Source organism: Pseudomonas sp. MF09156, from assembly GCF_059862305.1.
In genome coordinates, this window is sequence record NZ_JCBCUR010000002.1 from 487,648 (window position 1) to 508,362 (window position 20,715).

Here is a 20,715-nt window from a genome sequence, read left to right on the forward strand (position 1 = left end):
TCGAGGATTTCCCATGAGCATCGTTCGTAGCGACAAGCCCTTCGTCCTGGCCGGTCGTACCTACCAGTCGCGTTTGCTGGTAGGCACCGGCAAGTACCGCGACATGGAAGAAACCCGCCTGGCTATCGAAGCCTCGGGCGCCGAAATCGTGACGGTGGCTGTGCGCCGCACCAATATCGGCCAGAACCCGGGCGAACCGAACTTGCTGGATATCCTGCCGCCGGATCGCTACACCATCCTGCCCAACACTGCCGGTTGCTACGACGCCATCGAAGCTGTGCGCACCTGCCGCCTGGCCCGTGAGCTGCTCGACGGCCACAACCTGGTGAAGCTGGAAGTGCTGGCGGACCAGAAAACCCTGTTCCCCAACGTGATCGAAACCCTCAAGGCCGCCGAAACCCTGGTCAAGGAAGGGTTCGACGTGATGGTCTACACCAGCGATGACCCGATCATCGCCCGCCAACTGGCCGAGATCGGCTGCATCGCGGTCATGCCGCTGGCCGGCCTGATCGGTACTGGCCTGGGGATCTGCAACCCGTACAACCTGCAGATCATCCTCGAAGAAGCCAAGATCCCGGTGCTGGTGGATGCCGGCGTCGGTACCGCGTCCGATGCCACCATCGCCATGGAACTCGGCTGCGAAGCGGTGCTGATGAACTCGGCCATCGCCAATGCGCAACAGCCGATCATGATGGCCGAAGCCATGAAACACGCGATTGTCGCTGGCCGCCTGGCGTACCTCGCCGGGCGTATGCCAAAAAAACTTTACGCCAGCGCCTCCTCGCCGCTGGATGGTCTGATCAAGTAAGAGCCATTGATGACTGAATCAAACGAAACGCCGAACCCCGTGGAAGAAGGCGACGAGTCCAAGCACCGCCGCATCAAGAGTTTTGTGATGCGTGCCGGGCGCATGACCGAAGGCCAGCAAAAGGGCCTGGACCAGGGCACGCCGCTGTTCGTCCTGCCCCTGGCCGATGCGCCGGTGGACTTCGACCAGGTGTTTGGCCGTTCGGCCCCGCGCTCCCTGGAAATCGGCTTCGGCATGGGCCATTCCCTGCTGGAAATGGCTGCGGCGTCGCCCGAGCAAGACTTTATCGGCGTGGAAGTGCACCGTCCGGGCGTGGGCGCGCTGCTTAACGGCGTGCTGACCCAGGGCCTGAAAAACCTGCGGGTCTATGACTGCGACGCGATCGAAGTGCTTAACCGCTGCATCGCCGACAACAGCCTCGACCGCCTGATGCTGTTTTTCCCGGACCCATGGCACAAGAGTCGTCACCACAAGCGCCGTATCGTCCAGGCGTCCTTCGCGGAACTGGTGCGCAGCAAGCTCAAGGTGGGCGGCATCCTGCATATGGCCACCGATTGGGAACCGTATGCGCAGTACATGCTGGAAGTGATGAACGTCGCCCCTGGCTACCGCAACCTGGCCGAAGATGGTCAGTGCGTACCACGCCCGGCCGAACGTCCGATCACCAAGTTCGAACGCCGTGGCGAGCGGTTGGGGCATGGGGTTTGGGATTTGAAGTTCGAAAAGCTGGCTTGATCAGCTAGAAAACTGGAATGCGACCAACTGTAGGAGCTGGCTTGCCGGCGATAGCGTCACTTGGGTATCACTGATACACCGAGGTGACGCTATCGCCGGCAAGCCAGCTCCTACAGTTGTTTTGTGGTGGGCTTTGAGTCAGCGGCGGTCGGCAACCACGCCAATCAACACCAGCACCACCAACAGCACCGGTGCCAGGCTGTAGTTATTGAACTGGCTCAACCCCCGCACAATCCACGGCGTGGCGTAGATCAGCGCAGCACCGCTGCCGATCATGCACAGCAGGGCCATCAACGGTACGCGCAAGGCGCCGGCGATGCTGCCCAGGCGCGCTTCGACCCAGCCCTTGATGTCGGCGCCGAACAGCACCAACAGGCAGCCTACCAGCGCCAGGGAGATTTCCGACAGGTTGCTACGGCTCCAGCGGGATACGGTGGCGAGCAGGTCGAGTACCAGATCCATTCGATTTCCTTAGAGCGATCAGCTCAAAAACTTCTGCAGCAGGTCATTGAGAAAGAGTTGCCCACGGTCCGTGGCCGCCAGGCGTGACGGTTCGACCTGCAATAAGCCACTTTGTTCGGCATCCCTGCGGGCTTGATCCAGGCTGGCCAGGTCCAGGCCGGTGCGCTCGGCATACAGCTTGGCTTCCACGCCCTCGGTCAGGCGCAGGGCGTTCATCAGGAACTCGAAGGGCAGTTCCTCGTTGGTCAGCTCTTTCATGCCTGCCTGGAAGCTTTTTGCCGGGTTGAGGTAGTCCTTCGGTGCGCGGGTCTTCCAGGTGCGCACGATGCGCCCGTCTGGATGGCTGAGCTTGCCGTGGGCGCCGGCGCCGATGCCGATAAAGTCGCCAAAACTCCAGTAATTGAGGTTATGCCGCGCGGGCCGGCCCGGCTGGGCGTAGGCCGAGACTTCATATTGCGCGTAGCCGTGTTCGGCGAGCAGGGCCTGGCCGGCTTCCTGGATATCCCACAGGGTGTCGTCTTCCGGCAGCGTCGGCGGCTGGTTCCAGAATACGGTGTTGGGTTCCAGGGTCAGTTGGTACCACGACAGATGGGTCGGCTTGAGCGCAATCGCCTGGCGCAGGTCGCCCAGGGCGTCGTCCAGGGATTGATCGGGCAAACCGTGCATCAGGTCCAGGTTGAAGTTATCGAACCCGGCCTGGCGTGCCATGCCGGCGGCGCGTACGGCTTCGTCGCCGTTGTGGATGCGGCCCAAGGCCTTGAGCTTTTCCTGCTGGAAGCTCTGGATGCCAATCGACAGGCGATTGATCCCCAGCTTGCGGTAGGCGACGAACTTCTCTTGCTCGAAGGTGCCGGGGTTGGCTTCCAGGGTGATTTCGATATCGCTGGCAAACCGGATACGTTGCTCCACGCCCTCCAGCAACCGGCCCAGCGCCGTAGCACTGAACAGGCTTGGCGTGCCGCCGCCAAAGAAGATCGAACTCAACTCGCGGCCATACACCGCGTGCAGGTCCTGATCCAGGTCCGCCAGCAGCGCGTCGACATACTCTTCTTCCGGCAACACTTTGCTGGCGGTATGGGAGTTGAAGTCGCAATAGGGGCATTTACGCACGCACCACGGGATGTGGATGTACAGCGCCAGGGGCGGCAGCACTGGCAAGGCCGCCCGAGGTGTTTGCGCGCCACCGAGGATCAGGGGCTGCGCGGAGGTGTTGTGGGTCATTTCAAGCCCAGGCGCTGGCGCAGCAAATCCATTGCGCGGGCGCGGTGGCTGATCTGGTTTTTGTCGGCGGGGCTCAGTTCGGCGCTGGACACATTGCGCTCCGGCACCCAGAACAGCGGGTCATAGCCAAACCCGTGCTCGCCGCTGGCCGTATGCAGGATGCGCCCGTGCCACAAGCCTTCGCAGAGGATCGGCAGCGGGTCGTCGGCATGCCGCACCAGCGCCAGCACGCAGACAAACTGCGCGCCGCGCATCGCGTCCGGCACGTCCTTGAGGGCGTCCAGCAGCTTGGCGTTGTTCGCCGCGTCGCCTTTGCCGTCGGCATAGCGCGCCGAGTAGATGCCAGGAGCGCCGCCGAGGAAGTCCACCGCCAGGCCCGAATCGTCGGCCAGTGCCGGCAGGCCGGAAATGCGCGAGGCATTGCGGGCCTTGAGGATGGCGTTTTCGACGAATGACAGGCCGGTCTCTTCCGGCTCCACCTGGCTGAACTCGCCAATCGAGCGCAATTGCACCGATTCGCCGAGCATGGCCTGGAGTTCCTTGAGTTTGCCGGCGTTATGGCTGGCCAGTACGAGTTGTGTCAGGTTCATTATTCGGCCGGGAACAGTTCTTGGGTGAAACTGAAACCGTGGGCCTTGCCGCCGGTTTCAACATTAATGGTAAAGGTGCGGAACTCCTGCTGCGGCACCGAGTAGGGGGCGAGGTAGTAGATCGCGCCTTTTTCGGTGATTTGCTTGAAGGTCAGCATTTCACTTTTGCCGGTCAGGTCCTTGATCGTGCCGGTCACTTGCGCGGCCACGGGCTCCACGCCCTTGATCACCGAGACGTTGATCATGCCCTTGTTCTTGCTGCGCACCACGCCCACGGCCTGGGCTGTCTCGGGTTGCAGGAAGCTGGAGGTGAAGGTGCTGTAGTGCACGGTGATATCACCAAATGCCTTCTGCCGATTGCTGTCGATAGGGCCGGCGGCCATGGCACTGGCGCCCAGGCAGGCGGTGAGTAGAAAAATAGCCAGGCGACTCATGATCGTCCTCCTCGAAAATGGTTAGACGGCAATCTGGTGGTCGGTCAGGCCAGGGCTGCTGACCCGATAAATCCCGATTTCACCCAAAAGATTAGGCCATAGCTTACTCGCCCAGCCGTGGCGATGCTGTTGATCAACGGCAAGACGGTTGATCACCTTGGCTTCGCGCCCGCTGCACAGTGCTTCGAAGTCCTCGAAGGTGCAGAAGTGAATGTTGGGCGTGTTGTACCAGGTGTACGGCAAGAAGTCCGATACCGGCATCCGGCCCTTGGTGGCCAGGTACCAGCGGCAGCGCCAGTGGCCGAAGTTGGGGAAGGTGATGATGCACTGGCGGCCGACGCGCAACATCTCGTCGAGGATCCGGTCCGGATAGTGCACGGCCTGCAGGGCCTGGGTCATCACCACGATATCGAAGCTGTTGCTGGCAAAGTTGCCCAGGCCCTTGTCCAGGTCCTGCTCGATCACGTTGATGCCCTTGGCCACGCACTGGGCGATGTTGTCCGGGTCGTTTTCCAGGCCATAGCCGGTGACTTGCTTGTTGTCGCGCAGCCAGCTCAGCAGTTCGCCATCGCCGCAACCCAGGTCGAGCACGCGGCTGCCGGCGGGGATCCAGTCTTGGATGATTTCCAGGTCGGCTCTCATGGCTTTCTCACAATGTAATGCGGTTCATGTAGTTGCTGAACGCCTGCAGGTAGCGCGGGATCGGGATCAGGAAGGCGTCGTGGCCTTGCGGTGCATCGATCTCCAGGTAGCACACGTCCTTGCGGGCGGCCATCAGCGCATCCACCAGTTCCCGCGAGCGGGCCGGCGAAAAGCGCCAGTCGGTGGTGAACGACATCACGCAGAACTTGGCGCTGGCCCCCTCGAAGGTCTTCGCCAGGTCGTCGTCAAAGTTTGCCGCCGGGTCGAAGTAGTCCAAAGCCTTGGTCATCAGCAGGTAGGTGTTGGCGTCAAAACGCCCGGAAAACTCCTCGCCCTGGTAACGCAGGTAGCTTTCGACCTGGAATTCGACGCTGTGGAAGTCGTAGTTGAGCTTCTCGCTCTTGAGCCCACGGCCGAATTTCTCGCCCATGGAGTCATCCGACAGGTAGGTGATATGCCCAACCATCCGCGCCAGCATCAAGCCGCGCTTGGGAATCACCCCGGCTTCCTGGAACGAACCACCGTGGAACTCGGGGTCGGTGAGGATCGCCTGGCGCGCCACTTCGTTGAAGGCGATGTTCTGCGCCGACAACTTGGGGGCCGAGGCGATGGCCAGGCAATGGCGCACGCGGTCGGGGTAGGTGATGGTCCATTGCAGGGCCTGCATACCGCCCAGGCTGCCGCCGATCACCGCGGCCCATTGCTGGATGCCCAGCAGGTCGGCCAGGCGTGCCTGGCTGTGCACCCAGTCTTCGACGGTCAGTACCGGGAAGTCGGCGCCAAACGGCTTGCCGGTTTCCGGGTTGAGGCTGCTGGGGCCGGTGGAGCCATTGCAGCCGCCAAGGTTGTTCAGGCTGACCACAAAGAATTTGTTGGTGTCGATGGGCTTGCCGGGGCCGATGCAGCTGTCCCACCAGCCGGGCTTGCGCTCGTCGGCGCTGTGGTAGCCAGCGGCGTGGTGATGGCCGGACAGGGCGTGGCAGATCAGCACGGCATTGCTGGCCGTGGCGTTCAACTCGCCGTAGGTTTCATAGATCAGGTCATAGGCCGGCAGCGATCGACCGCAGGCCAGGGCCAGGGGTTCGCTGAAGTGCGCCACTTGGGGCACGACCAGTCCAACAGAATCGGGGGGGAAGGCAGCTGGCATCGACCCTGCTCTCGTTTAAATGAGGCGTAAGTCTAAAGAGCGGGGGGGCCAGCGGCAAGCGAACCTTGTCCTGGCTGATGACGGCTTGTTTCTGTGGGAGCCGGCTTGCCGGCGATGGCGTTTTCGCGGGTGCCATCGCCGGCAAGCCGGCTCCTCCAAAGGTCAGATCAGCAAGCGCAGGATGTCCGGCATCATGGTCATTGCCGCCAGGTTGTTGATCACCAGCATGTCCAGGAGCTTGAGCACCATGAACGCAAGGATCGGCGAGATATCCAGGCCACCCAGGTTCGGCAGGATCTTGCGAAACGGCGCCAATGCCGGTTCGCAGATCTGGTTGACCAGCTCGGCACCTGGGTTATGGCTGCCCGGTGCGACCCACGACAGGATCACGCTGATAATCAGGGCGAAGAAGAAAATCTTCAGGAACAGCGCGGTCACGCCGATCAGGGCCCAGACCAGCAGTTGCAGGAAATTGCCCATGGTGCCGTAGGTCAGCAGCAGCGTCAGGGCCATCAGCGCCAGTTGGACCAGGATCGCCAGGACCAGCGAAGACATGTCCAGGCCGAACAGGCTCGGGATCACCCGGCGCAGCGGCTTGAGCAGTGGCTGGGTGGCCTTCACGGCGAACTGGCAGAGCGGGTTGTAGAAGTTGGCGCGTACCAGTTGCAGGACAAAACGCAACAGCACGATCAGCAGGTAAAGGCTGCCGAGGGTTTGCAGTACATAGACGGCGGCGGTGTTCAAACCAATCATATTGGCTCCTTATTGACCCAGTTGTTCGGCAAGTTCGGCCGAGCGGTGCGCGGCGGCACCCAGTGCTTTTTCGACCAGGGCTTCAAAGCCCCCGGCCTGGAACGATTCGATGGCCGCCTGTGTGGTGCCATTGGGCGAGGTCACGCGCCGGCGCAACTCGGCCGCGTCCACATCGCTGGACACCACCATATGCGCGGCGCCGAGGGCGGTTTGTTGGGTCAGTTGCTCAGCGATTTCCCGTGGCAGGCCCAGTTTCACACCGGCGGCGGTCATGGCTTCGACCAGCAGGAAGAAATACGCCGGGCCACTGCCGGACACGGCAGTGACGGCATCCAGTTGCTGTTCTTCTTCCAGCCACAGGGCCACGCCCACGGCCGACAACAGCTCCTGGGCCTGCTCACGCTGGGCGGCGCTCACTTGGGCGGTGGCGTACAGGCCGCTGACGCCTTGGCGCAGCAATGATGGCGTGTTGGGCATGCAACGCACGATCGGCTGGGCGCCGAGCCAGTTGTTCATGCTGGCGCAGTTGATACCGGCGGCAATCGACACCACCAGTTGCTGCGGCGCCAGGCTTGGGCGCAGGGCTTCGCACACGGCCTTCATGGCCTGTGGCTTGACTGCCAGCACGATGACGTCGACGCCCTGGATGGCCTCGGCGTTGTCGGCGAAGGTTTCGATACCGTGTTCTGCGCTCACTCGGGCACGGGTCTCGGCGCCCGGATCGCTGGCGCGAATCTGTGACGCTTGCAGGCCCTTGGCCCGCAGGCCGCCGATCAGGCTGGCCGCCATGTTACCGGCGCCGATAAAGGCTATACGCGTGCTGCTCATGACAGGTCCTTACTCAGATGGAAGTCAGCCATTTCATGGCTGGCCGTAGTCGCGGGCGCCAAACAGGGCGGTACCGATCCGCACCCAGGTGGCCCCTTGGGCAATGGCCGACTCAAGGTCATGGCTCATGCCCATGGAAAGTGTGTCGAGCCCCAGGTCCAGGCTCGCTTGCAAGTCTCGTACGGCGGCAAACGCCGCATCTTGCTGTGCGCGGTCGTCGGTGGGCTCGGGGATCGCCATCAGGCCGCGCAGCTTCAAGCGGGGCAGGGCCTGGATCGCCTCGGCCAATGCTGGCAAATCGGCGGGTGTACAGCCGGATTTGCTGGCTTCGCCACTGACATTGACCTGGATGCAGATATTGAGCGGTGGCAGGTCGGCCGGGCGTTGTTCGGACAGGCGTTGGGCGATTTTCAGGCGGTCCACGGAGTGCACCCAAGCGAAGTTCTCGGCGATAGCGCGCGTCTTGTTCGATTGAATGGGGCCGATGAAGTGCCAACTCAAGGGCAGGTCGGTTAATTCGGCCTGTTTGCCGAGGGCTTCCTGCAAGTAGTTCTCGCCGAAGTCGCGTATCCCTGCGGCATGGGCCTGGCGCACGGCTTGCGCGGGTTTGGTCTTGCTCACGGCCAGCAAGTGGACGCTGCTTTCATCGCGCTGCACGGCCCGGGCCGCGGCACGGATGCGCTCACTAACCAGGCCGATATTGTCTGCTATGGTCGACATTCAAGTTGCGCCCGTGGATATGGAGTCCGCGGCATTCTACTGGAAATGGATAGCCCTATGGACATCACTGAACTGCTGGCCGCAAGTGTCAGCCGGGGCGCCTCCGACCTGCATCTGTCGGCAGGGCTGGCGCCGAGGGTGCGCGTTGATGGCGAGGTTCTGCCGCTGGATTGGCCGGTGCTGAGTGCTGCCCAACTGGCCGACCTGCTCAGCCCGATCCTCAATAAACACCAACAAAAGGATTTCGAAACATCTCTTGAAACGGATTTTTCCTTTGAAGTGCCGGGTGTCGCGCGCTTTCGCGCCAATGTGTTCCGCCAGCACCGGGGGATGGGCGCGGTGTTTCGCGCGATCCCCTCGCGGGTCCAAAGCCTGGAAGCCTTGGGGCTTGGCGATGTATTCCGGCGCATCGCCGAGCTGCCCAGGGGGCTGGTGCTGGTGACAGGTGCCACGGGCTCGGGCAAGTCCACCACCCTGGCGGCGATGGTCGATTACCTCAACAACACTTGCCAGCAGCACATCCTGACCCTTGAGGACCCCATCGAGTTTGTCCACGAACCGCGCAAGGCGTTGATCAGCCAGCGCCAGGTGCATCGTGACACCCACAGCTTTTCTGCGGCCCTGCGTTCTGCTCTGCGCGAAGATCCGGATGTAATCCTGGTGGGGGAGTTGCGCGACCTGGAAACTATCCGCCTGGCCCTGACAGCGGCTGAAACCGGGCACCTGGTGTTCGGCACCCTGCACACCAGTTCGGCGGCAAAGACCGTGGACCGGCTGGTGGATGTGTTCCCGGTTGGGGAAAAGGCCATGGTCCGCTCGATGCTCTCGGAGTCGCTGCAGGCGGTGGTGAGCCAGGTGTTATTGAGCAAAGTCGGCGGCGGGCGCGTGGCGGCCCATGAAATCATGCTCGGCACGCCGGCGGTCCGTAACCTGATCCGCGAGGACAAAGTGGCGCAGTTGTACTCGGCGATCCAGACAGGTGGGGCGTTGGGGATGAAAACGTTGGATATGAGCTTGAAGGGGTTGGTCGGTCAGGGGCTGATTAGTCGCGAAGAGGCGCGGGGGCAGGCGCGGGTGCCAGCAGATATATAGGATGTGGGAGCTGGCTTGCCTGGGATGCAGGCAACTCGGTGTGTCAGCCACACTGAGGTGATGCTATCGCAGGCAAGCCAGCTCCCACACAAGCCAGCATTCACATTTGCATTTACTGTCAGCGCTGCACAATCCGCAGGTTGTTCTGCTCTTTGGGCAGCACGCGCTTGGCAATCACGTAGTTCTTGTTCCAGAACGGTTTTTTCAGGGTGTCGATACTGACCGACTTGCCACGGCGTGGTGCGTGGATAAAACGGTCGTTGCCCAGGTAAATGGCTACATGGTTGACCTGGCGGCTCTTAAGCTTGAAGAACAACAGGTCGCCGGGCTTCAAATCCTTGCGATCAACCTTCTGCCCGTGGCCGCTGGCCATGGCATTGGAGGTGCGTGGCAAGTCCACCGCAGCTACATCATTGAAGGCGTATTTCACCAAACCACTGCAATCAAAGCCTTTACTTGGGCTGCTGCCGCCCCAACGATAAGGGGTACCGAGCACGTTGACCGCACGGCTCAAGACTTTGCTGCTTTGCTGGTTATTGCTCGCGACCAGGCCGGGAACTGCATTAACGTTGGCCTTGCTCAGTTGAGCCGGGCGCTTGACGCTGAGCTTTACCGATTTGGCGGAGCTGGTAGTGGCGTGAACTTTAGGGGTGAAACCATTAACGTTCGGAAGTCGTTGCTCACGATTGGTGGCGTGGGCGGCCAGTGGCATCAATAGGCAAATGGTTAGCCATGTCTTTAAAAATGGTCGCATAAGGCAGGCTCTTGTTGGTTTGCGCGCAACTTTATAACAGCTTTTAGTGTCTTTCTCAGGCCGTTTGTCGACTGAACCTTGACGTCAAAATCAGGAAAACCGCGACGAACTGTCGCAATTGTCCTACACAAGTCAGGCGGCATAAGGCTTTGAGGGAAGCGACGATAGCATTTGCCGTACGTCGGGTGCCTGTAAAAAAGTCACAAAGAAACCAGAAATATTTATCTATCGAGGCAAAAGAGGTCATTCATGAACACCTATCGACAGGATGTTTCGCAACAGGACACTCACAGCAAGATGATCGGTTATCTGCTCTGGATCTTCGGTTTTACCGGGGCGCACCGCTTCTACTACGGCAAGCCGGTGACCGGGACGATCTGGTTCTTCACCTTTGGTTTGCTGGGGATTGGCTGGTTGATCGACCTGTTTCTGATCCCGGCAATGGACCGTGAAGCCGACCTGCGTTTTACCGCCGGGCCCATTGAATACAACGTGGCGTGGATTCTGTTGGCGTTTCTTGGGGTATTTGGCTTGCACCGCATGTATCAGGGCAAATGGCTCACCGGCCTGTTGTACCTGGTGACCGGCGGCTTGTTCCTGATTGGCGTGCTGTATGACTTCTGGACGTTGAATACGCAGGTTTCGATCCGCAATGCCGAGCGGTTGGGCGGTCGCTGATCATCTCCAGCCTTGTGAGGATCTAATTGTGGGAGCGGGCTTGCTCGCGAAAGCGGTGTATCAGTCGACCTATTTGTTAACTGATACACCGCTTTCGCGAGCAAGCCCGCTCCTACATTTGACTGTGCCCGCTTCAGTTCTGGATCAAGCCTGGTAGCTGATCCGTCCATCCACCAGGGTGTAACGCACAGTCGCCGGCAAGCTATGGCCGATGAACGGGCAGTTTTCACCGCGGGACAGCCACTGCTCGCCGGCGACAGTAGAACTGGCCGGGTCAAACAGCACCAGGTCCGCCGCCGCACCCACCGCCAGCTTGCCCGCCGGCAGGCGCAGCGCTTGCGCCGGGCCTGAGCTCAGGCGTGCCAGCAACGTTGGCAAGTCCAGCAACCCATCTTCCACCAGGGTCATTGCCAGTGGCAGCAGCAGCTCGACGCTACTGATCCCAGGCTCTGTCGCGCCAAACGGTGCCAGCTTGGCATCCCGTTCGTGGGGCTGGTGGTGGCTGGAGATCGCCGAAACCACCCCGGACTTCACCGCCGCACGCAAACCGTCACGGTCGGCGCGGGTGCGCAGTGGCGGTTGCACGTGGTACAGGCTGGAGAAGTCGATCAATGCCTCATCGGTCAGGATCAACTGGTACAGCGCCACATCGGCGGTCACCGGCAGGCCACGGGCCTGGGCCTGGGCGATCAAGGCTACGCCGCGGGCGCTGGTCAGCTGGCTGAAGTGTGCGCGCACGCCGCTTTGTTCCACCAGCAGCAGATCACGGGCCAGGGCCACGGTTTCTGCGGTTTCCGGGATGCCTGCCAGGCCGAGGAAACTGGCGGTGGGGCCTTCGTGGGCCAGGCCGCCTTCGGCCAGGTCGTGGTCCTGGGAGTGGAAGATCACCGTCAGGTCGAAGGTGGCCGCGTACTCCAGGGCACGGCACAGGGTGCGGGTGCTGCGGAAACTCTCCAGGCCGTTGCCGAAGGCCACGCAACCCGCGTCGCGCAGGGCAATCAGCTCGGCCAGTTGCTCGCCATCCAGGCCTTTGCTCAGGGCGCCGATGGGGAACACTTTGCAATTGCCGGCCTCGCGGGCGCGGTCGAGGATCAGCTCGGCCACGGCCGAGGTGTCCAGCACCGGTTTGGTCTGCGGCGGGCAGCACAGGCTGGTGACACCGCCTGCAGCGGCGGCGCGGGTTTCGCTGGCGATGCTGCCTTTGCGGCTATAGCCCGGCTCGCGCAGGGCCACGTTCAGGTCTACCAGGCCGGGCGCGGCCACCAGGCCTTTGGCATCGATGCTCTGAACCGGGCTGAAACCACTGGGGGCGGCGTCGATGGCGATGATCTTGCCGGCTTCCAGGTGCAGATCAGTGACTTGATCCAGGCCGCTGGCCGGATCGATGACTCGGGCGCCGAGAATGCTGAGCTTCACTGGGCGTTCTCCTGCTCGAATTGACGTTGGGCGGTTTGCCCGCTCATGGCCATGGACAGCACGGCCATGCGCACCGCGATGCCGTAGGTGACCTGGTTGAGAATCACCGAGTGCGGACCGTCGGCCACCGCCGACTCAATCTCCACCCCCCGGTTGATCGGGCCTGGGTGCATGACAATGGCATCCGGCTTGGCGCCGGCCAGGCGTGCGGTGGTCAGGCCGAACAGGCGGTAGAACTCGCCTTCGCTGGGCAGCAGGCCACCGGCCATGCGCTCGCGTTGCAGGCGCAGCATGATCACCACGTCGACATCCTTCAGGCCTTCGGCCATGTCGGTGTAGACCTTCACCCCGTATTGCTCGATGCCTACCGGCAGCAGGGTTTTCGGCGCAATCACGCGGATATCCGGGCAGCCCAGGGTTTTCAGGGCCAGCATGTTCGAGCGTGCCACCCGCGAGTGCAGGATATCGCCGACGATGGCCACCGAGAGGTTTTCAAAGCCGCCCTTGTGCCGACGGATGGTGAGCATGTCGAGCATGCCCTGGGTCGGGTGGGCGTGGCGGCCATCGCCACCGTTGATGATCGCCACCTGTGGGCACACGTGCTCGGCGATAAAGTGCGCCGCGCCCGAGTCGCCATGACGCACCACGAACATGTCGGCCGCCATGGCCTCCAGGTTGCGCAGGGTGTCGAGCAGGGTTTCGCCCTTGCTCGCCGACGAGGTGGAGACGTTCAGGGTGATCACGTCGGCTGACAGGCGCTGGGCCGCCAGTTCGAAGGTGGTGCGGGTGCGCGTCGAGTTCTCGAAGAACACGTTGCAAATGGTTTTGCCGCGCAGCAGCGGGACTTTCTTCACCGCCCGGCCGCCGACTTCAAGGAACGAGTCGGCAGTGTCGAGGATTTCGGTGAGCAATTCGCGGGGCAGGCCGTCGAGGGACAGGAAGTGTTGCAGCTGGCCCTGAGCGTTGAGCTGCAGCGGGCGCTTGGCATCTAGAGGCGTCATCGCGGGGACTCTTTACAAGGCGGTTTAAAGGGCGAGGTCTTGCAGTTCGAGTTCGAGCGGCGTGGGACCGGACAATTTTACCCGCTGCTGGGCCGAAAGCGACAGGGTCGCACCCACCACATCCGGGCTGATCGGCAGTTCGCCAGCCTCGAGGTCGAGCAGGCAGACCAGGGTGATGCTGGCCGGGCGGCCGTAGTCGAACAGCTCGTTCATGGCGGCGCGGATGGTGCGCCCGCTCATCAGCACGTCATCGATCAGTACCAGGTGCTGGCCTTCGATTTCAAAGGGCAGCGCTGACGGGCGCACTTGCGGGTGCAGGCCGTTCTGGCTGAAGTCATCGCGGTAGAAGGACACATCCAGGGTGCCCAGGGGCGCATCACTGCCCAGCTCTTGCAGCAACGCCTGGGCGACCCACACGCCACCGGTACGGATACCGATGAAACGCGGCTCGCTGATGGCGCGGTGTTGCAGGTGGGTCGTGAGGCTCGTCGCCATCTGACGGATCAGTTCGGCGGGATTGGGCAGGCTCATGGTGGCTCCTTCAAGGGCTTGGGCAGCGTGACGCTGGCAAAGTCCGGGCTCAAACGTAAGAAGACGCGGCAAGCCGCGTCAGTCAGGATTCAAATAAAGCGGTGTTTTCATCCAGCCAACCCTGCAGCAGCAAGGCGGCGGCAATGGCGTCGACCGGGTTGTCGCGGTAGCTGCCTTTCTGCCCGCCACGGTCGCGACGCTCACCCTTGGCCTCGAAGGTCGTCAGGCGTTCATCGTGGGTATAGAAGGGCAGGTTGTAGCGGCCGTTGAGGCGGCGGGCGAACTTTTCGGCGCGCAGGCACATGTCGCTGGGGGTGCCGTCCATGTTCAGCGGCAGGCCGACCACCACGGCGTCGGGTTTCCATTCCTTGATCAGGGCTTCGACCTGATTCCAGTCCGGTATGCCGTTCTGCGCCTTCAAGGTACACAGCTCGCGGGCCTGGCCGGTAATGACCTGGCCCACGGCCACGCCAATCTGCTTGGTGCCATAGTCAAACCCGAGGATCAGTCGCAAGGCCATCAGGCGTGCCCCACCTGGCTGGTCAGCAGGTTGAGGTTGACCCCCAACTGCTTGGCCGCGGCATTCAGGCGCAGTTCGCTGGCGGTGTTGAACAGAATGTCGGCATCGAAGGGGCAGGTCAGCCAGGCATTGTTGGCCAGCTCTTCTTCCAGTTGCCCGGCTTCCCAGCCCGCGTAACCCAGGGTGATCAGGCTCTGCTGCGGGCCGGCGCCATCAGCGATGGCAAACAGCACGTCCTGGGAGGTGGACAACGACACGCCCTCCAGGTCGACGGTTGCCTGGAACGTCGGGCCGCTGGGATGCAGCACGAAGCCGCGGTCAGTCTGCACCGGGCCACCGAAGTAGATCGGCACCGCCTGGCAACTGGCGGGTGGGTCGATCTCCGGGCGCAGTTGCTCAAGGATATCCGCCAGGTTCAGGTCTTGCGGTCGGTTGACCACCAGCCCCATGGCGCCATTGGCCGTGTGCTCGACGATATAGGTCAAGGTGTGCGCAAAGTTCGGGTCGGCCATATGGGGCATGGCGATCAGGAATTGGTGCTTGAGGTAAGTCGGGCTGACATTTTTCATGTCCGCTAGTGTGGCGTTGGAGGGGCGAACTGACAAGCTGGGGATGTGTAGGAATACGGTTAGCGGATTTGTTGCCCGTGTAGGAGCGAGCGTGGGGTAGTCAATTGCTGGAAAGTCGGTCGCCCTTGGCAAAGCGCCAGGTGCGGATGATTTCCAGGCGGTCGATATCGTTCAGGTCGCCGGTAAACGGGGCGAACGGTGCGGCCAGGCGCACGATGCGTTGCGCCGCCTGGTCCAGTAATGGCTGGCCGGAGGACTCCAGCACCAGCACTTCATATAAGGAGCCGTCGCGGTTGATTGATACGAGCAGGCGCAGGTTGCCGTAGATCTGCTGGCGCCGGGCCTCGTCCGGGTAGTTCAGGTTGCCGATGCGCTCGACCTTCTTGCGCCATTCGTCCTTATACCAGGCGCCTTTGTCGCGCATGGTAGAGGCGGCATTGAGCCGATAGATGCGCGGGCGCTTGGCATACAACTGTTGTTCGTTGGCCAGTTCGGCCTCCAGGCTGGAGATTTCGCTGGAAAGTTGCGAGCTGTCGAATGTTGGTGCGGGCTTGCTCGGCACAGGCTCGGTCTTCACGGCTTCGCGCTGGGTCACGGCCTTCTGGGGTTTTGGCGCAATGGTGGCGACGGCGGCCTTGGGCGCGGCCTGCTTGACCTCGGGCTTGGCCGCTGGAGGCGGGGTGACCTTATTGATCTTGTTGTCCTGGAAGGGCGCCACTTCGGTGGTCTTGGGCACTGCCTTTTTATCCAGGGTGCCGCTGCCCTGCTGGTTGTCCTGCGCCAGAAAGTCAGCCTTCTCGGGCTTTTTCTCACTTTTGAAGGTGGCGAGGGTGATTTCCAGGGTTTTGCTGATTTGCTGGGGTTCGACGAACGTGAAGCCCAGGCCGAGGATCAACGCCAAATGAATCAGCGCTGCCAGGAACAGGGTAAATCCGAGCCGATCAGCCGGGCGTACGCCGCTGTGGCTGAGTTCGGGGGGCAGGTCGGACGGAAGCGTCATAACAGGAAAACCAACATCGCGCGTCTCACGGGTGGCGCATGATAGCGCAATGTTGGTTTACATCTGGCTGTTCTATGTCACTTGGCTTGTAGCTTGTCGGCAATTGCCGCCATGAGCATTTCGCCGATATTGGTGCCGAACGCGTTGTCTATTTCGCGGATACAGGTGGGACTGGTCACGTTGATTTCGGTCAGGTGCTCGCCAATTACGTCAAGGCCTACAAACAGCAGGCCCTTTTCCCGCAGGGTCGGGCCAACCTGGGCGGCGATCCAGCGGTCCTTGTCGCTCAGCGGGCGGGCTTCGCCACGACCACCGGCCGCGAGGTTGCCACGGGTCTCGCCGGCCGCCGGGATACGCGCCAGGCAATAATCCACCGGCTCGCCGTCGATCATCAGGATGCGCTTGTCGCCGTCCTTGATTGCCGGCAGGTAGGCCTGGCCCATGATCTGCTGGGTGCCCAGGGCGGTCAGGGTCTCAAGGATCACCGACAGGTTCGGGTCGCCCGCGCGGTGACGGAAGATCGAGGTGCCGCCCATGCCATCCAGCGGCTTGAGGATCACATCGCCATGCTTGGCGGCAAATTCACGCAGCACATCGGCGCGGCGGCTGACCACGGTCGGCGGCGTGCACTGTGGGAACAGGGTGGCGAACAGTTTTTCGTTGCAGTCGCGCAGGCTCTGCGGCTTGTTGACGATCAGCACGCCGGCGCGCTCGGCCTGCTCCAACAGGTAGGTGGAGTAGACGAACTCCATGTCGAACGGCGGATCCTTGCGCATCAGGATCACGTCCAGGTCGCTCAGGGGGCTGTCGATCTCGTCTTGCAGCTCAAACCATTTCTCAGGGTTGGCGAACACCTGCAAGGGGCGCATCCGCGCCCGCGCCTCGCCATCGCCCTGGTAAAGGTCGCGCTGTTCCATATAGAACAGGGTCCAGCCGCGGGCCTGGGCGGCCAGCAGCATGGCCAGCGAGCTATCCTTTTTATAGGAGATGCTGGCGATAGGGTCCATGACAATGCCGACGCGAACGCTCATGGGGAATTCCTCTAGCAAATAAGGGCGCATAAAAGTGGCGTCAGAGTGGCGCTGCGGCTGTTGTGGGTCAAGGAAAAACCACCTTGCCGGTTGGCCGATAGATTGCCTCCCCAGTCTGTGCTAAAAAGGCTGCCATGGCGTGTCGGCCCTTGCATGGCAAGGGTTTTGGCGCTAGTCCCAGGCAGCATCCGGCAGTACACACCGAAACCCGATTCGCTGTGGCGATGGTAGAGCAGATATGGAACAGCATTCCAACGCCTTGAAAGTGATGGTGATCGACGACTCGAAAACGATTCGCCGCACCGCTGAAACGCTGTTGAAGAACGTGGGGTGCGAAGTCATCACGGCCATCGACGGTTTTGATGCCCTGGCCAGGATCGTTGACCATCACCCGCACATTATCTTTGTCGACATCATGATGCCGCGCCTGGATGGCTATCAGACCTGCGCCCTGGTCAAGAACAACCCGGCGTTCAAGGCCATCCCGGTGATCATGCTGTCGTCCAGGGACGGCCTGTTCGACAAGGCCAAGGGGCGCATCGTCGGCGTCGATCAATTTTTGACCAAGCCTTTCAGCAAGGAAGAACTGCTCAGTGCGATCAAGGCCTATGTGCCGGGTTTCGCCGCAGTAGAACAAGCACATTGACCCAGCCCCCTGGGCTTGCGTCAACCAATGTAGTGGGGAAAACCATGGCACGCGTTCTGATCGTCGACGATTCGCCGACTGAAATGTACAAACTGACCGGCATGCTGGAAAAGCACGGCCACCAAGTCCTCAAGGCCGAGAATGGCGCCGATGGCGTGGCCCTGGCCCGCCAGGAAAAACCCGACGCCGTCCTGATGGATATCGTCATGCCCGGCCTCAATGGCTTCCAGGCTACACGCCAGTTGTCCAAGGAGCCGGAAACCAACGGTATCCCGATCATCATCGTCACCACCAAGGACCAGGAAACCGACAAGATCTGGGGCGCACGCCAGGGCGCCAAGGCGTACCTGACCAAGCCGGTGGAAGAAGACAAGCTGATCGAAGTGCTGAACTCGGTGCTCAAGTCCTGACGGCACGTTCCCATGACCGAGTCGCAAACCGCCTTTGAGCTGCTGCTGGACATCGACCGCCGTTGCCGCCTGTTGGCCGCTGATTTGCCGTCCCAGGAAACCCGCTCGCACAGCTGGAGTGGCATTGGCTTTCGCCTGGGCGGGCATTGGTATGTGGCGCCCATGGGCGAAGTCGCCGAGGTACTGCATGAACCGCGCTGCACCCTGATGCCCGGGGTCAAGCCCTGGGTCAGGGGCGTGGCCAACCTGCGCGGGCGCTTGCTGCCGGTGATCAACCTGTGCGGGTTTTTCGGCTACGAGCTGTCGACGGCGCGCAAGCAGCGCCGGGTGCTGGTGATCGAACACGAAGACACTTTCGTCGGCCTGCTGGTGGATGAGGTGGTCGGCCTGCAGCACTTCGCCCAGGACCAGCTGCGCCCGGTATCGGCCAGCGTGCCCGCGGCCAGCGCCGCGTTTATCCAAGGCCAGTTCAGCGGCGACCCGCTGTGGCAGGTCTTCAGCCCCTTCGCCCTGGCCCAGGCCCCGGGCTTTCTGGATGTTGCCGCATGAGCACCGCCACGCCCGTCAAACCGCAGGAAGCCTCCCGTAGCCGCTCGCAGATCATCGTGCTGTTTATCGCGCTGATTATCTTCATCATGCTGCTGTTCGCCAACTTCGCGTACCTCAACACCCAGTCCACCTACGACAAGCAGTACATCGGCCACGCCGGCGAGCTGCGCGTGCTGTCCCAGCGCATTGCCAAGAACGCCACCGAGGCCGCAGCCGGCAAGGCCGCCGCGTTCAAGCTGTTGAGCGAGGCGCGCAATGATTTTGCCCAGCGCTGGAGCTACCTGAAAAAAGGCGACCCGGCCACCGGCCTGCCCGCTGCGCCCAGCGCCGTGCGCAGTGAAATGCGCGCCGTGCAGCATGACTGGGAAGCCTTGCTGAAGAACACCGACGTGATCCTGGCCAGCGAGCAGACGGTGCTGTCCCTGCATCAAGTGGCGGCGACCCTGGCCGAAACCGTGCCGCAATTGCAGCTGGAGTCGGAAAAGGTCGTCGAGATCCTGCTGCAGCGCGGCGCGCCCGCCAGCCAGGTGGCTGTGGCCCAGCGCCAATCGCTGCTGGCCGAGCGCATCCTGGGGGCGGTCAACACGGTGCTGGCGGGGGATGACACGGCGGTCAAGGCCGCCGACGCCTTTGGCCGCGATGCCAACCGCTTTGGCCAGGTCCTGGCCGGCATGCTCCAGGGCAGCGCAGGCCTGAAGATCAGCGAAGTGCAGGACCCGGACGCCCGTGTGCGCCTGGCGGAGATTGCCGAGCTGTTCGAGTTTGTCTCCGGCTCCGTGGATGAAATCCTCGAAACCTCGCCGCAACTGTTCCAGGTGCGCGCCTCGGCAAGCAACATCTTCAGCCTGTCGCAAACCCTGCTCGATGAAGCCTCGCACCTGGCCACCGGTTTTGAAAACCTGGCCGGCGGGCGCACCCTCGACACCATCGGCGGTTATGTCCTGGGCTTGCTGGCGCTGGCGTCAATCATCCTGATTGGCCTGGTGATGGTGCGCGAGACCAATCGCCAGCTACGCGAAACCGCCGAGAAAAACGAACGCAACCAGAACGCGATCATGCGCCTGCTCGACGAAATCGAAGACCTGGCCGACGGCGACCTCACCGTGACCGCCTCGGTGACCGAAGACTTCACCGGCACCATCGCCGACTCCATCAACTATTCGGTGGACCAGTTGCGCGACCTGGTGGCGACCATCAACCTCACCGCCGGTGAAGTGGCCGGCGCCGTGCAGGAAACCCAGGCCACCGCCATGCACCTGGCCCAGGCCTCGGAACACCAGGCCCAGCAGATTGCCGAAGCCTCGACGGCGATCAACCAGATGGCCCAATCCATCGACCAGGTATCGGCCAACGCCGCCGAGTCTTCGGCGGTGGCCGAGCGCTCGGTGGAGATCGCCAACAAGGGCAACGAGGTGGTGCACAACACCATCCATGGCATGGACAACATTCGCGAGCAGATCCAGGACACCGCCAAGCGCATCAAGCGCCTGGGCGAGTCGTCCCAGGAAATCGGCGACATCGTCAGCCTGATCGACGACATCGCCGAGCAGACCAACATCCTGGCCCTCAATGCCGCGATCCAGGCGAGCATGGCCGGTGACGCCGGGCGCGGGTTTGCGGTGGTGGCCGATGAAGTGCAACGCCTGGCCGAGCGCTCGTCGGCGGCTACCCGGCAGATCGAGAACCTGGTGCGGGCGATCCAGACCGACACCAACGAAGCGGTGATCTCCATGGAGCAGACCACCACCGAAGTGGTACGTGGCGCGCGCCTGGCCCAGGACGCCGGGGTGGCCCTGGAAGAAATCGAGGGGGTGTCCAAGACCCTGGCCGCGCTGATCCAGAGCATCTCCAACGCCGCGCAGCAGCAAACCTCGTCGGCGGGGCAGATCTCCCTGACCATGAACGTGATCCAGCAGATCACCAGCCAGACCTCATCGGGCTCCACGGCCACCGCCGAGAGCATTGGCAACCTGGCCAAAATGGCCAGCCAGTTGCGCCGCTCGGTATCGGGTTTCACCCTGCCGCCCGTGCGCAAGACCGATGAATGACATGCCTCCCCAAAGCCACCGCAATCTAAATGTGGGAGCGGGCTTGCTCGCGAAAGCGGTGTATCAGTCACCTAATGTGCCGACTGATCCAGCGCTTTCGCGAGCAAGCCCGCTCCCACATGGATTCTCA

At 62.2% G+C, this 20,715-nt stretch carries 25 protein-coding genes; 8 read left to right on the forward strand and 17 right to left on the reverse strand.

Annotated elements, in window-relative coordinates; genetic code table 11:
• Positions 1 to 13 precede the first annotated feature (13 nt).
• A complete protein-coding gene (locus tag AC19YY_RS08035) occupies positions 14 to 808 on the forward strand; it encodes a thiazole synthase (RefSeq protein WP_017845016.1) in 795 nt (264 codons plus the stop codon).
• A gap of 9 nt (positions 809 to 817) precedes the next feature.
• Complete coding sequence (gene trmB, locus AC19YY_RS08040) at positions 818 to 1,543, forward strand: tRNA (guanosine(46)-N7)-methyltransferase TrmB (protein WP_169954936.1); 726 nt, start codon at positions 818 to 820, stop codon at positions 1,541 to 1,543.
• A 138-nt stretch (positions 1,544 to 1,681) separates the two neighbouring features.
• Here trmB and AC19YY_RS08045 read toward each other — a convergent pair whose 3' ends face one another.
• The 9 genes from AC19YY_RS08045 to AC19YY_RS08085 all read right to left on the reverse strand — a co-directional run bounded on the left by AC19YY_RS08045 (position 1,682) and on the right by AC19YY_RS08085 (position 8,340).
• Positions 1,682 to 2,005, reverse strand: a complete 324-nt coding sequence (locus tag AC19YY_RS08045; RefSeq protein ID WP_034116244.1) for a DUF3392 domain-containing protein — start codon at positions 2,003 to 2,005, stop codon at positions 1,682 to 1,684.
• A gap of 18 nt (positions 2,006 to 2,023) precedes the next feature.
• Entirely contained in the window at positions 2,024 to 3,226 is a 1,203-nt protein-coding gene (hemW, locus tag AC19YY_RS08050) for a radical SAM family heme chaperone HemW (protein ID WP_500604042.1), read from the reverse strand.
• On the reverse strand, positions 3,223 to 3,819 hold the full coding sequence (gene rdgB / locus AC19YY_RS08055) for an RdgB/HAM1 family non-canonical purine NTP pyrophosphatase (RefSeq protein ID WP_169955044.1): 597 nt from the start codon (positions 3,817 to 3,819) through the stop codon (positions 3,223 to 3,225). Before rdgB ends, hemW begins: the two co-directional genes overlap by 4 nt.
• Positions 3,816 to 4,250 (reverse strand): DUF4426 domain-containing protein, encoded by a 435-nt coding sequence (locus tag AC19YY_RS08060; protein ID WP_029300487.1) that lies wholly within the window; start codon positions 4,248 to 4,250, stop codon positions 3,816 to 3,818. The genes rdgB and AC19YY_RS08060 overlap by 4 nt, the downstream gene beginning before the upstream one ends.
• Positions 4,251 to 4,271: 21 nt before the next feature.
• Positions 4,272 to 4,892, reverse strand: a complete 621-nt coding sequence (metW, locus tag AC19YY_RS08065; protein WP_029300485.1) for a methionine biosynthesis protein MetW — start codon at positions 4,890 to 4,892, stop codon at positions 4,272 to 4,274.
• 7 nt (positions 4,893 to 4,899) lie between these two features.
• A complete protein-coding gene (gene metX / locus AC19YY_RS08070) occupies positions 4,900 to 6,039 on the reverse strand; it encodes a homoserine O-succinyltransferase MetX (protein ID WP_169954935.1) in 1,140 nt (379 codons plus the stop codon).
• Between the two features lie 162 nt (positions 6,040 to 6,201).
• A complete protein-coding gene (locus AC19YY_RS08075) occupies positions 6,202 to 6,792 on the reverse strand; it encodes a YggT family protein (protein ID WP_057440376.1) in 591 nt (196 codons plus the stop codon).
• 9 nt (positions 6,793 to 6,801) lie between these two features.
• The gene (gene proC / locus AC19YY_RS08080) at positions 6,802 to 7,620 is read right to left on the reverse strand and encodes a pyrroline-5-carboxylate reductase (protein ID WP_057440375.1); all 819 of its coding nucleotides are present in this window, start codon (positions 7,618 to 7,620) and stop codon (positions 6,802 to 6,804) included.
• 33 nt (positions 7,621 to 7,653) lie between these two features.
• Positions 7,654 to 8,340: a YggS family pyridoxal phosphate-dependent enzyme gene (locus AC19YY_RS08085; RefSeq protein ID WP_169954934.1), complete on the reverse strand. Its 687-nt coding sequence runs from the start codon at positions 8,338 to 8,340 to the stop codon at positions 7,654 to 7,656.
• 57 nt (positions 8,341 to 8,397) lie between these two features.
• Between AC19YY_RS08085 and AC19YY_RS08090 the strand changes: the two genes are divergently transcribed.
• Positions 8,398 to 9,432 (forward strand): type IV pilus twitching motility protein PilT, encoded by a 1,035-nt coding sequence (locus AC19YY_RS08090; protein ID WP_172313648.1) that lies wholly within the window; start codon positions 8,398 to 8,400, stop codon positions 9,430 to 9,432.
• A gap of 118 nt (positions 9,433 to 9,550) precedes the next feature.
• Here the strand turns inward: AC19YY_RS08090 and AC19YY_RS08095 are convergent, their stop codons facing one another.
• Entirely contained in the window at positions 9,551 to 10,186 is a 636-nt protein-coding gene (locus tag AC19YY_RS08095) for a C40 family peptidase (RefSeq protein ID WP_500604043.1), read from the reverse strand.
• A 249-nt stretch (positions 10,187 to 10,435) separates the two neighbouring features.
• On the opposite strand from AC19YY_RS08095, the gene AC19YY_RS08100 reads away from it, so the two are divergent.
• Entirely contained in the window at positions 10,436 to 10,864 is a 429-nt protein-coding gene (locus tag AC19YY_RS08100) for an NINE protein (RefSeq protein ID WP_170042155.1), read from the forward strand.
• A 144-nt stretch (positions 10,865 to 11,008) separates the two neighbouring features.
• Here AC19YY_RS08100 and AC19YY_RS08105 read toward each other — a convergent pair whose 3' ends face one another.
• From AC19YY_RS08105 to gshB, 7 genes are all read right to left on the reverse strand, one after another.
• Positions 11,009 to 12,280, reverse strand: a complete 1,272-nt coding sequence (locus AC19YY_RS08105) for a dihydroorotase (RefSeq protein ID WP_500604044.1) — start codon at positions 12,278 to 12,280, stop codon at positions 11,009 to 11,011.
• Positions 12,277 to 13,281 carry an aspartate carbamoyltransferase catalytic subunit gene (locus AC19YY_RS08110; RefSeq protein ID WP_038444135.1) on the reverse strand — a complete coding sequence of 335 codons (1,005 nt, stop codon included), beginning with the start codon at positions 13,279 to 13,281 and terminating at the stop codon, positions 12,277 to 12,279. The genes AC19YY_RS08105 and AC19YY_RS08110 overlap by 4 nt, the downstream gene beginning before the upstream one ends.
• A gap of 24 nt (positions 13,282 to 13,305) precedes the next feature.
• On the reverse strand, positions 13,306 to 13,812 hold the full coding sequence (gene pyrR / locus AC19YY_RS08115; RefSeq protein ID WP_169953558.1) for a bifunctional pyr operon transcriptional regulator/uracil phosphoribosyltransferase PyrR: 507 nt from the start codon (positions 13,810 to 13,812) through the stop codon (positions 13,306 to 13,308).
• A gap of 82 nt (positions 13,813 to 13,894) precedes the next feature.
• The gene (ruvX, locus tag AC19YY_RS08120; RefSeq protein ID WP_005792259.1) at positions 13,895 to 14,332 is read right to left on the reverse strand and encodes a Holliday junction resolvase RuvX; all 438 of its coding nucleotides are present in this window, start codon (positions 14,330 to 14,332) and stop codon (positions 13,895 to 13,897) included.
• Entirely contained in the window at positions 14,332 to 14,901 is a 570-nt protein-coding gene (locus AC19YY_RS08125) for a YqgE/AlgH family protein (protein ID WP_170042156.1), read from the reverse strand. The genes ruvX and AC19YY_RS08125 overlap by 1 nt, the downstream gene beginning before the upstream one ends.
• A 100-nt stretch (positions 14,902 to 15,001) precedes the next feature.
• Entirely contained in the window at positions 15,002 to 15,901 is a 900-nt protein-coding gene (locus AC19YY_RS08130; RefSeq protein ID WP_169953560.1) for an energy transducer TonB, read from the reverse strand.
• Between the two features lie 77 nt (positions 15,902 to 15,978).
• Positions 15,979 to 16,932: a glutathione synthase gene (gshB, locus tag AC19YY_RS08135; protein ID WP_029300457.1), complete on the reverse strand. Its 954-nt coding sequence runs from the start codon at positions 16,930 to 16,932 to the stop codon at positions 15,979 to 15,981.
• A 238-nt stretch (positions 16,933 to 17,170) separates the two neighbouring features.
• Here gshB and pilG point away from each other — a divergent pair, with 238 nt between their 5' ends.
• From pilG to AC19YY_RS08155, 4 genes are read left to right on the forward strand one after another with little or no spacing between them, the layout of a single operon-like run.
• On the forward strand, positions 17,171 to 17,578 hold the full coding sequence (gene pilG / locus AC19YY_RS08140) for a twitching motility response regulator PilG (protein WP_032858786.1): 408 nt from the start codon (positions 17,171 to 17,173) through the stop codon (positions 17,576 to 17,578).
• A 44-nt stretch (positions 17,579 to 17,622) separates the two neighbouring features.
• Complete coding sequence (gene pilH / locus AC19YY_RS08145; protein WP_169953561.1) at positions 17,623 to 17,988, forward strand: twitching motility response regulator PilH; 366 nt, start codon at positions 17,623 to 17,625, stop codon at positions 17,986 to 17,988.
• A gap of 12 nt (positions 17,989 to 18,000) precedes the next feature.
• On the forward strand, positions 18,001 to 18,537 hold the full coding sequence (locus tag AC19YY_RS08150) for a chemotaxis protein CheW (RefSeq protein ID WP_169953562.1): 537 nt from the start codon (positions 18,001 to 18,003) through the stop codon (positions 18,535 to 18,537).
• The gene (locus AC19YY_RS08155) at positions 18,534 to 20,585 is read left to right on the forward strand and encodes a methyl-accepting chemotaxis protein (protein ID WP_500604045.1); all 2,052 of its coding nucleotides are present in this window, start codon (positions 18,534 to 18,536) and stop codon (positions 20,583 to 20,585) included. Before AC19YY_RS08150 ends, AC19YY_RS08155 begins: the two co-directional genes overlap by 4 nt.
• Positions 20,586 to 20,715: the final 130 nt, after the last annotated feature.